General features: G+C 30.4%; 9 protein-coding genes and 2 tRNA genes. 1 reads left to right on the top strand and 10 read right to left on the bottom strand.

Annotation, left to right across the window (positions count from 1 at the left end):
- The 5 genes from AB1Z17_RS04385 to AB1Z17_RS04365 form a co-directional block, all read right to left on the bottom strand.
- The coding region (locus AB1Z17_RS04385) for a carboxypeptidase-like regulatory domain-containing protein (RefSeq protein WP_368050575.1) at window positions 1–1315 on the bottom strand (1315 nt) is incomplete at its 3' end.
- A 114-nt stretch (window positions 1316–1429) separates the two neighbouring features.
- A tRNA-Tyr gene (locus tag AB1Z17_RS04380) sits at window positions 1430–1510 on the bottom strand.
- Between the two features lie 35 nt (window positions 1511–1545).
- A tRNA-Asn gene (locus AB1Z17_RS04375) sits at window positions 1546–1618 on the bottom strand.
- Window positions 1619–1680: 62 nt separating this feature from the next.
- The gene (locus tag AB1Z17_RS04370) at window positions 1681–2448 is read right to left on the bottom strand and encodes an ABC transporter ATP-binding protein (protein ID WP_368050574.1); all 768 of its coding nucleotides are present in this window, start codon (window positions 2446–2448) and stop codon (window positions 1681–1683) included.
- The gene (locus AB1Z17_RS04365) at window positions 2449–3189 is read right to left on the bottom strand and encodes an MlaE family ABC transporter permease (RefSeq protein ID WP_368050573.1); all 741 of its coding nucleotides are present in this window, start codon (window positions 3187–3189) and stop codon (window positions 2449–2451) included.
- Between the two features lie 116 nt (window positions 3190–3305).
- On the opposite strand from AB1Z17_RS04365, the gene pafA reads away from it, so the two are divergent.
- Window positions 3306–4991: an alkaline phosphatase PafA gene (pafA, locus tag AB1Z17_RS04360; protein WP_368050572.1), complete on the top strand. Its 1686-nt coding sequence runs from the start codon at window positions 3306–3308 to the stop codon at window positions 4989–4991.
- 115 nt (window positions 4992–5106) lie between these two features.
- Here pafA and AB1Z17_RS04355 read toward each other — a convergent pair whose 3' ends face one another.
- The 5 genes from AB1Z17_RS04355 to porU form a co-directional block, all read right to left on the bottom strand.
- A complete protein-coding gene (locus tag AB1Z17_RS04355; RefSeq protein ID WP_368050571.1) occupies window positions 5107–6168 on the bottom strand; it encodes a 3-oxoacyl-ACP synthase III family protein in 1062 nt (353 codons plus the stop codon).
- Window positions 6169–6205: 37 nt separating this feature from the next.
- A complete protein-coding gene (locus AB1Z17_RS04350) occupies window positions 6206–6589 on the bottom strand; it encodes a group III truncated hemoglobin (protein ID WP_368050570.1) in 384 nt (127 codons plus the stop codon).
- Window positions 6590–6597: 8 nt separating this feature from the next.
- Complete coding sequence (cdd, locus tag AB1Z17_RS04345) at window positions 6598–7080, bottom strand: cytidine deaminase (protein ID WP_368050569.1); 483 nt, start codon at window positions 7078–7080, stop codon at window positions 6598–6600.
- A gap of 23 nt (window positions 7081–7103) precedes the next feature.
- Entirely contained in the window at window positions 7104–8237 is a 1134-nt protein-coding gene (porV, locus tag AB1Z17_RS04340; protein WP_368050568.1) for a type IX secretion system outer membrane channel protein PorV, read from the bottom strand.
- A gap of 30 nt (window positions 8238–8267) precedes the next feature.
- On the bottom strand, window positions 8268–11990 hold a 3723-nt coding region (gene porU / locus AB1Z17_RS04335; RefSeq protein WP_368050567.1), incomplete at its 5' end, for a type IX secretion system sortase PorU.

Here is an 11990-nt window from a genome sequence, read left to right as displayed (position 1 = left end):
GAAAAGTACTATTTGAATAAGTAGCATTTTCTAAACCAACACCTACATTTAGTTTATAATTATTTTTTAATGTTGAAGTAATTTCAAATCGTAATTTGTTTTCAATTTCTCTTGAAGAATAATCTAATAATAAATCGTTTGGATTACCCGTATTGTTAAAATACTTTTTTGCATTATTATTCCAAACGTTTCTACTTACTACTAGTTGTTGCATCGTATTTTTACCAAAATGTTTGTAAACTGCACCAACGGTATAATTCCATTGTTCTTGAATAGGAATATTACTTAATGCATACCTGTTTCTTTTTAAAGTTTCCTCATCTGTAATATCATCATTCACACTTTCGTTTAACTTAAATTGATCAATAGCCCCTAACCCAATTAAAGAAATTTCGCTATTTGAAGATAATTGATGTTTCACTTTAAACTGAAAATCGTTGTAGGTTGGTAAAAAAGGGAGTTTTATTAGTTTAAATAAAAATTGCAAATAAGATTGACGTACAGAAGCTATAAACGTAGTTTTTTTACCTAATGGTCCATCTAAAGTAAGTCCAGCATCAGATGTTCCCAACGTTAGTCTTGTATTCAACTTTTCCGGGTTCCCATCCTTTTGTGTAAATTCTATTATAGAGCTTAAAGCATTTCCATCGCTTGCAGGAAAAGCACTGGTGAAGAAATCTACTTTTCTAATTAAATCGGCATTTATAATCCCAACTGGACCTCCAGACGAACCTTGAGTTTGAAAATGATTTATTACTGGAACCTCAATTCCGTCCAAATAAAATCTATTTTCTGAAGGTGCACCACCTCTAATAATTATGTCATTTCTAAAACTAGGATTTGAAGCAACACCAGGCAAGGACTGTATCACTTTTAAAACATCTCTATTACCTCCAGGATTTTTTTCAATTTCAGCAATTCCCAACGATTGAACCGATAAAGGACTCTCAACTGATTTTTTAAACAATTGACCTTGCACTACAACTTCATCTAGTTGCTCTTTAGTTTGAGTTAGTTCAATTAAAATATATGGTGTTTTATCTTTTGTTACTAAATAATCATCAGAAAGTATAGTTTGATATCCTAAAAAAGAAACACTAACTTTTATATAACCCAAAGGCACATTGTTAATTATAAATACACCACTCTCATTTGTACTTTTACCTAAAGTAGTTCCTTCAACAATTACACTAACAAAAGGAAGTGTTTCTCTTGTTTGTACATCTATTACTTTTCCTTTTATAGTTCCAGCATTTTGTGCAAAAACCCCAGAAAAATTTATTAAAAGTAGCAGTATAAACCCTGTTTTTTTCATGTTATAAATTTAATTTTACAAATATACTTTATTTTGTTTAATATTACACATTTAAAGTTAAACAATTTATATTTAAAACTAAAAAAACCTCAATCTTAATAGATCGAGGTTTAGTGGTGAGAGAAGGATTCGAACCTTCGAAGCTTGCGCAGCAGATTTACAGTCTGCCCTCGTTGGCCACTTGAGTATCTCACCAAAATTAAAAATTTCTCTAATTGAAGAAGTTTTTGTGACCTGGCTGGGGCTCGAACCCAGGACCACCTCCTTAACAGGGAGGTGCTCTACCAACTGAGCTACCAGGTCGTCTTTTTCCTTTTTAGCGGGTGCAAATATAGGGGTATATTTTAAAAAAACAAATAACTTTTTTACTTTGTTTCATTTAAATAAACCTCTCTAACTTTTTTAAACAAATTTGAAGAGTACACAAAATTTACAATTGCCTCATTTTCAGTTTTAAAAATCTCTTTATTTGTTCCTTCCCACGCTTTTACACCATCTTTTAAAAAAACAATTTTTTCTCCAATTTCCATTACAGAATTCATATCGTGCGAATTTATTACCGTAATTATTTGATATTCTTTTGTAATTTCTTGAATTAAATTATCAATTAAAGTTGCTGTATTTGGATCTAATCCAGAGTTAGGTTCATCACAAAATAAATATTTCGGATTCATAACAATTGCTCTTGCAATGGCAACTCTTTTTTGCATTCCACCAGATATTTCAGCTGGAAATTTATTATTGGCATTTACTAAATTTACTCTGTCCAACACAAAATTTACACGTTTTAACATTTCTGCGCTCGTGTTATTAGTAAACATTTTTAATGGAAACATTATATTTTCTTCTACAGTTAAAGAATCGTACAATGCTCCACCCTGAAAAACCATCCCTATCTCTTGTCGTAGTTGTCTTCGAGCCTTAATATCTAGCTGTGTTTGATTTCTTCCATCAAAGCAAATTTCTCCTTGCTCTGGAACATGCAAGCCTAACAAACACTTTAAAAAAACTGTCTTTCCAGATCCACTCTGACCGATAATCATACTGGTTTTTCCTTTTTCAAAAGTTGTTGAAATACCTTTTAAAACTGGAGTTCCACTAAATTCTTTATATAAGTTTGTAACTTCAATCATTTATCCTAATAGCATTTGAGTTAAGAAGTAATTTAATAAAATAATTACAACACTTGTCCAAACAACAGCTTGGGTGCTTGCTCTACCAACCTCTAAAGAACCGCCTTTTACATAATACCCATGATATGCTGGTATGGTAGCAATAACGAATGCAAAAACCAAGGTTTTAGTCAATGCATATTGTATAAAATAAGGATCAAAATCGAGTTGAATTCCGTAAATATAATCTTCACTAAAAAATCTACCAGTCAATAAACCAGCCACATATCCTCCATAAATACCTAAAAACATTGCCAACACAATTAATATTGGATAAAAGAATAATGTCGCTATAATTTTAGGTAAAACCAAGTAATTTAAAGAGTTAATACCCATAACTTCCAAAGCATCAATTTGTTCTGTAACACGCATAGTACCAATACTTGAAGAAATATAAGAACCCACTTTTCCTGCTAAAATTACACTCATAAATGTGGGTGCAAATTCTAATATCATAGAACGTTTTGTAGCGAATCCAATTAAGTATTTTGGTATAAAGGGGCTATCTACATTTAAGGCCGTTTGTATTGCTACAACACCACCTACAAAAAATGAAATAAACATTATTATTCCGAGAGATTTTAAACCCAAATCTTCAATTTCACGAAACAACGTTTCTCTAAAAACCGACCATTTCTGGGGCTTTCTAAAAACCTGTTTCAGCATAATAAAATACTTTCCAATATGCTCTAAATAATTCATTAAAATTTCTTTTTGGCTAAAATATTAAAATAATACCACCTTTAATCTTTTTGCATCATAAAATTCTCTTCAAAGAATAAAATTTCATTATTTTTGGAAGATTAAAATTATATATAATGAAAAAATCACTTGCACTCATATTTTTAAGCTTTACTTTAATTCAATGTATTGCAATAAAAGCTGAATCGAATGCAGCCCCAACAGTTGAGATTTCAAATAAAACCTACGAAAAAAACTACGAAAACAACCCAAAATTAATTGTTGGAATTGTTGTTGATCAAATGCGATACGATTATTTGGTGAAGTTTTATAATAAATATGGAGAAGGTGGTTTTAAACGTTTAATGAATAGTGGTTACAATCTAAAAAATGTACATTACAATTACATTCCAACATATACGGCTGTTGGACATGCTTCAATTTATACTGGAACAACACCTGTAAATCACGGAATTATTTCTAACAATTGGTACGATAAATATCAAAAAAAATCTATTTATTGCGTTGATGATGATAATTATAAAACTGTTGGAGCAAACTCTGGTGGAAAAAAATCTCCGCATAAAATGTTAACTACTACAATTACAGATCAATTGAAATTAGCTCAAAACATGAATGGAAAATCCATTGGAATTGCCATAAAAGACAGATCGGCTATTTTACCAACAGGACATACAGCTGATGCCGCTTATTGGTTTGAAGGTGGTGATGAAGGAAAATTTATGACTAGTACATTTTATATGGATAAAGTTCCAAATTGGGTTGCTGAGTTTAACAATTCTGGAAAAGCCAATAATTATTTAAACCAAACCTGGGACACTTATTATAATATTGACACTTACACTGAAACATTACCAGATAACAACAATTTTGAAGGTCAATTTAAAGGAAAAGAAACTCCAACATTTCCCTATAATTTAAAAGAATTAAGAAAATTAAATGGGAACTATAGTCTAATAAAAGCCATTCCTGCTGGAAATACAATTACGACAGATTTTGCTGAAGCTGCAATTTTAGGTGAAAATTTGGGTAAAGGAGTATTTACAGATTTCTTAGCAATTAGTTATTCAAGTACAGATTATGTTGGACATCAATTTGGTGTAAATGCAAAAGAGTTAGAAGACACTTATATTCGATTGGATAAAGATTTAGAACGCTTTTTAAACTTTCTAGACACCGAAGTTGGACGTAACAATTATACAATCTTTTTAACCGCAGATCACGCTGCTGTGCAAGTTCCTGCTTATTTAAATTCGTTAAAAATTCCAGGTGGTTATTTTGATACCGATAAATTTAAAGAATTTGTTAACAACATTACTTTAGAACACTTTAATTCTGAAGAATTGATTGAAAATATTTCCAACTACCAACTATTTTTAAACAAGCAAAAACTAAAAGAGTTAAAACTTGATGCTCAATACGTTTCTCAAGTAATTGCGAATGAAATTTTAGCTTTTGAAAATGTATATAAAACTGTTACCGCACATACCTTGCAAACAACAAGTTTTACTTCTGGGATTTTAAAAACATTGCAAAACGGATACAATCAAAAATTATCTGGAGATATTTTATTTGTGCCAAATCCTTCCACAATATCATATTCTAAAACAGGAACTACACATGGCTCTGGTTATGCGTATGATACACATGTACCGTTAATTTTTTATGGTGCTAAAATTAGTAAAGGAAGTTCTAATCGTTATTATCCAATTGTGGATATTGCTCCAACTTTAGCAAGTTTTTTAAACATTACAGAACCAAATGGATCTACAGGAACTGTTATACTTGAAGTTTTAGAGTAAGCAAAAAGTTAAATAGTATTTTACAAAAAAGCTACTGTACTTTAGAAACACAGTAGCTTTTTTATATACTTTTAATTAGTATCTATAAATCTGCTTAAAATTGTAATTCTTAAAATTAGTACTTATAAACAACAGCATTAATATTCATTCCTGCACCAACAGAAGCAAAAATAATTACATCACCTTTATTTATTTCTTGATTTTCTATTTCACCATTTCTAACCAAATCCAATAAGGTTGGTACGGTAGCAACAGAGCTATTCCCTAATTTATGAATACACATAGGCATTACATTTTTAGGAACTTTTGTTTTATATAAACGGAAAAACCTTTTTATAATGGCTTCATCCATTTTTTCGTTAGCCTGATGAATAAATACTTTTTTAACTTCAGAAATGTCAAGACCACTTTTATCTAAAGCAGTTTTCATTGCTAAAGGCACATGATTTAAACCGTATTCGTAAATTTTGCGCCCCAACATTTTTATATAACGCACATCCTTACTTTTATCTTTATTAAAAGACTCTCCAAAATATAAATAATAACACTCTTCTAAAGCATCTGTTTGAGCTGCATGGCTTAAAATACCTTCCGTTTCAGTTTCTTTAGCTTCGATAATACAAGCTCCTGCACCATCCGCAAAAATCATCGAATCCCTATCAAAAGGATCTACCACTCTAGAAAGTGTTTCAGTACCAATTACCAAACATTTTTTTGCTATTCCAGATTTTATAAAAGCTTCTGCTTGAATAACACCTTGAATCCATCCTGGACAACCAAAAAGAATATCGTATGCAACACAAGCAGGGTTTTTAATACCCAATTTATACTTTACTCTTGAAGCTAAACTTGGCAAAACATCACTTTGTATGGTATTGCTTTTAACATCACCAAAATTATGTGCTAAAATTATATAGTCTAGTTCTTCAGCATCAATTCCAGCATCTTCAATCGCATTTTTTGATGCTAAATATGCTAAGTCTGATGAGTCTTGATCTTCAGTTGCATAACGCCTTTCTTCGATACCTGTAATTGCCTTAAATTTTTCAATGATTTCTGCATTTTCGTTCCCAAAAGAACTGCCGTCTTCATTTAAAAAATTACTATTTAGAAAGTCTGAATTTTTTTTAATTATACTTGGAATATAGCTTCCAGTTCCTGTTATTACTGATCTCATTTTTAATAAAAAATTAGGAATCAAATTTAGTAATCTCTTAATTATTTAGTTCGGAAATTTTAATTTCCATTACGATGGCTATCGACTGCGCTCTTGACTTTGCAGCATGTGCATTTTCACCTTGAAAAAGCTCATCCACAGACGCGTTAAACATTGATAACCAGCTCTTAAAATGTTCTTTTTTAAAAGGTTTTTCCTGGTGTAATTTTAGGTGAGACGCCATAGCATTTTTACGATACCCACCAGAGAAAAACAATATATTATCCCAAAAATCAACTAATGTTTGTAAATGTATTTCTAAGTGCTCTGGATTTGTAAAATCCATAAAAAAATGACGCATTAAATCGTCATTCATTAATTTTATATAAAACGTTTTTACAAGTAAATAAATATCTTCTCTGTTTTCAATATCATTTTTCATAAGATTACTTAGAGAAAGGATTTATCGAATGCAATTGGAAGTAAATCTAAAACTGCATCTGTTTTAATAATTTTACCTTCTTCACCCATAAAAAAGACTTCAATTTTATCTTTTTGTTTTAATTCGTATTCAGATAATGTTTGCCTACAAGCTCCACAAGGTGCAACGGGTTCTTTTAAAATATGACTACTTGAACTTGCTGAAATAGCCAGTTTTAAAATTTTTACCGTTGGGTATTCTGAAGCTACTTTCCAAATAGCTACACGTTCTGCACACATACCTGAAGGATATGCAGCATTTTCTTGGTTGTTTCCAGTAACTATTACACCATTTTCCAATAAAAATGAAGCTCCAACTTTAAATTTTGAATAGGGAGCATATGCATCTTTTTTAGCTTCAATTGCTTTTTGCATTAAAACTGATACATCTTTTGGAAGTTCTTGAACTGATTCGTAAACTGAAATACTAGTTGTTAAGTCAACTTTTTTCATTTAAAATAGAAGTATTTAACTTTTTATCTAACTTCAAAAATATCTCCAAAATCGAAAGATAAAGAGAATCGAAGTGTGTTTTCTAATGGGTTATTTATATCTGATGCATTGAACAAATATGAAATGTCTAATTTAGAACTTTTAAAGTTAAATCCAGACCCAATAGTAAAATATTTTCTAGCTCCTTTTAAATCACTTTCATTAAAATAACCTGCTCTAATTGCAAAAGAATTATCGTACATATATTCTGCTCCTAAAGCCCATGTAAATTCTTTCATTTCTTCGCTAAAACCATTTGGCGCATCGTTAAAAGATTTAAAAATACCACTAAAAAAACTAATATCATCTTGTGCATAAGGTGGCTCTCCATCATCTGAAACACTTGGTGTAGGAACTAATAATTTATTAAACTCTAAATTTACACTTACTTTGTTGTAATTGTCTAAAATAAAATCGAAACCACCACCAAGTTTTAAGTTTGTTGGTATAAAATTATCTTGGCCATCATCTGAATATGAAACTTTAGGTCCAATATTTGAAACATTATATCCACCTCGCCATACTCCATTAAAATCTCCATAATTATTTTCATCAGATTGAAAATAACCAGAAATATCAACTGCAAAAGAATTTACAGGATTTATTGTTGAATTTGCTGATTCTATACCTAAATCTGATCTAATATAACGCAAAGTAACACCCATAGAATAGGTTTCGCTCAATTTTAAAGAATAAGAACCATCTACAGAAAATTCATTTAATTTTTCTGTTCCTTCTGGAGCTCCATTGATATCTGTTAAATCTATTTGACCCAAATTAAAATATTTTAAACTTGCTGCCCAGGCACTTCTATCGTCAATTCTATTAGCAAAGGTAAAACCTCCTAAAAACACATCATTGGTTAATTCTCTTAACCAAGGTGTGTAGATAATCCCTATACTAAATTGAGATCTCATAAATGCATATTTAGAAGCATTCCAATGTTGCGAATTTGCATCTGGGGATGTTGCAACTCCAATATCTCCCATTCCACCTGCTCTAGCGTCTGGCGCTATTAAAAGAAAGGGTGCTGCTGTGGTAATTGGATTTGGAATTTCTTGTGCGTTACTTGAAAGAGCAAATAGCACTGTTAGGGTAGCTAAAATTATTTTTTTCATTAATGTTAATTTAATAATTGAATTAAATTGTTATTGCAATATTACTAATTTTTCAATTTTTTGAGCAGAAGTATTTGAATTAATTGATTTCACTTTCAATTTATAGATATAAACTCCTTTTCCTATTTTTGCTCCAAAATCATCTAAACCATTCCAAACTAATGTTCTACATAGATTACCTTCTGTTTGAACTGTTTCGGAAATTGTTTTTACCAATTTACCTGAAACTGTAAAAATTTGAATATGTACATTCAACAGTTCGTTTGGTTTGTTGTGATTGAACCAAAACTCTGTATAGTTAACAAAAGGATTTGGATAATTTAATACATTACTCAACACTAAATCACTATTATCAACTACAGTAAAACTAAACGTAGATTCAGATAAATTATTGTAGGTATCCCATACTTTTAAAGTAATTGTGTGCAATCCTGGTAAAAGATCTCTAAATGCGTAACTTACTTTTCCTTTTTTATAAGTATCTGGTTCGGTTTGATAGTAATCATTTAAAATTATTGGATTTGCCTGATCGTTATCCAAGATTGCAATTATATCGTGATCTACTGCGGTAATAGAAGTATTAATTCCATTTTCATCTTCTAAAACTGCTATAAAAACAGGAGAACTATCTGTATTTCCGCCATCAACAAAATTTAAATCGTTCATATATAATTGAACCGTTGGACCAGTGTTATCTTCTGGAGCATTTTCATTTATACCACCAACTGTTACTTCAATATTATAACCCGCTTTATCTATTGTTTTATTTGATGCATAAAAACTAAGTTTTCCTTTACCATAAGCTACTTTTAAATCTTTGGGGGCTACAAAATCAAATGTAAATTTTCCATTTTCAACTTTAGATCTTCCTTTAAAAATTTTGCTATCAATTACATCAAAATCCATTACAATGTTTTTGTTATCATTGTCTAACGTTGCTTTCTTAATTACTTTATCAAAAACGGTAACATCTATTTCTCCATTAAAATTATTTAATAGTTCATTATTAGCATCTACAACATCGCCTTCAAATTGAATATAAGACAAAGCCTTTATGGTGTCTAAAGATTGTGTAATGGCTGTCCCGTTCATTTTAGATAATTTAATGGAAGGTTTTGGTGCGCTTAAATGCATTGCAGGGTCACCAAAACTATATATAAAAAAACGCTGGGTTGTAGAAAACTGATTTTTAACTGTCATTAAAGTCTCTGCTATAGACAAGTCTTCATTATTAAAACTTAATAGTGGTTCTATCAATCGCTCATTCAAAGCTTGACCAACGCTTATATAAATTTCTCTCGTTGTAGAAATTAGCGCACTTGCACCATAATTTTCTTTCCAAAATAAAAATTCACCGGCTGTTTTTCTTAATGGATTATCAAATTTTGAAAAATCGCAGGTAACTGTAATAAATAGCGGTAATTTATATTTGTTTTTTAAACTTTGTATTTCTGGCAAGCGAAAAATAGATTCAGCAGCCCAACCATCTTCTCCACCATGACCAAAATAATCTACCAATAAAGTTCCTTTATCTATCTGGTTTATAATTTCTAAATTTACAGTTGGATATGTTTTTCCTGAAGAAGACGTTTCTTGAATAAAAGCATCTAAATATAATTTCTTTAAATTAAAAATTGGTTTGTTGGAAACAATTGATGTTGCAATTTTCTCCATATTTAATTGTAAAACTTCTTCTCCAACATTGTCTATATCATCTGCAATTAAAGTGATATTGGTACGCCAATCTCCAAAAGATTCTTCGCTATAATAATCTAATAATTTATCAACAACTTGCCTGGCTTGTACCACATCTGTAACTGGAATTCTTCCCGTGGCGACATCTTGTCTTTCAAAAGAATTAAGCAATCCTTCATTATCATCCATCATCCCATAAAAATCATCTGTAACATACGATGAAGCCAAATTAAAACTGTTGTAAGCTTCAAAAACTGGTACAATATTGTTATTTCCTTCAATTCTATCTTTATAATCGTAAGATGCATCTCCAAATAAACAAACATATTTAATTCTGTTTGAAGTAGCATTGTCATAGAAATGCTTCACAAAATCTCTAATTGCTGTTACATCTGGTGAGCCTGATGAAAATTCGTTATAAATTTTATCTAAGGGAACAACTTTGGTTCTTAATCCCGAATTTTGAGCATGATAATCAGCCAACCTTTGCGCTTGACCTACTAAAAAATTTTGCGTAATTATTAAATAATCTAAATCTTTTAAACTATGTAAATTTTGATTTTCAACAATACTATTCTCCAACAATTCTGGTTCGTAAAAATCATTCTCAGGAATTACAACATATTCCAATAATTCACCGCCATTTACTTTGAAATTAAAATTTGCATTTGACGACTGATTTTCAATCATTTGCGGATTAATTGGGTTCGAAACATCCCAAATCCATTTAATTTTATCGGCATTTGCAATAGACACTTCTTGCACCCCAGAAGCATTTAAAATATCAAAATTTCTAAGTAGAAACTGGTTATCTTTGGCTATTAACTTCCTTTTTCCTAGCACCTCAATATAGTCTAAATAAGCAGTTGCACTTGGGTTTCCATTATTATTAAAATGAATGTTTATATCAACTGTATTGCCTGATATTGTTAAACTTCCAGAATTCTCATTAGCAACTGCCTTATTCAAACCCGATCTGGCTCCATAGTTTATTTCGAATAGATTTTGATTATTAGCTTGAACATCCATTTTTGAAACAGATGATGATGCTGCGACTCCTCTAACCCTAACCTCAATAGGTTCCGAATCATCAATTTCATCAAAAGGAATTACGTAGCTGCGAGTATTTTCTATGTTAAAAGAGTCTCCAAACCATTGTTGCCCTATTGCGAATAAATTAACTTCATCTTTTTCGTAAAAAACAAAATCGTCAAAATTTGTAATTGTTGAAGTACTCGCCTCATTAATTGCTGGTTGTGTGGAAATTCTTTTACCTCCTGATGCACCAACCTTTAAAAAATAATAGGACTTCTCTGAATAAATATTAAAATTATGTTTGGTTGAATTTAAATTTTGGTTTAGACCATAATCCCAAGAATGTGGCCCAGAAGCAAAAAATAAAATATAATCTCCGGAATCAAAACTTGCATCGTTTTCTCCGTTTACAAAAATGGCATTTTCCTGCAAACCATTATACCTAAAATCACTATTTCTTAAGGGAAGCATAGCGCCTCCATTTCCATAAATACTAATGTTTTTAGGATTAATTACATTTACATCTAAACCTAGTTTTTGTAAAAATTCTTTATCTATTTTATAAACTCCTGTTTTATTTATTGCAAATTTAAACCAACTTCCTTCAGCTAAAACGGAGTTTTTAATGGTTGAATTTTTTTGAAAATTTAATTTGGCGGCTCCAAGAGTATAATCCAATTCAAAAGAAACAATTCGTTTAATTTGATTGTTAATTTTAACAAGTGGTTGTAAATTTAAAACTGCTAGTGTTGAATTTGCAGCTTTTACAATGTTTAAATCTATTAAAACTTCTTTACCAATAGCATCAACTGTAAATGTATTAAATGCTTCAACTTGTTGATAAACAATATTTTTAATTGAAAAATCAGTTACGACAGCATTCGAATTCACTTTCCAACTAGATGTAAAAGTCGGATTTAAATCAGCATCTAAAAAGTTATCCTCAACAATACTTGTGTTAATTTTCCAATCTTTACGAATTTCAAAATTAACATTATCAACCCAATTAAGTTTAAAAACCTT

It is taken from the genome of Lutibacter sp. (genome assembly GCF_040883305.1).
In the GTDB taxonomy this organism is placed as follows: Bacteria; Bacteroidota; Bacteroidia; order Flavobacteriales; family Flavobacteriaceae; genus Lutibacter.
Note: the sequence above shows the minus strand (reverse complement) of the source record. Positions and strands in the feature narration are given on the sequence as shown.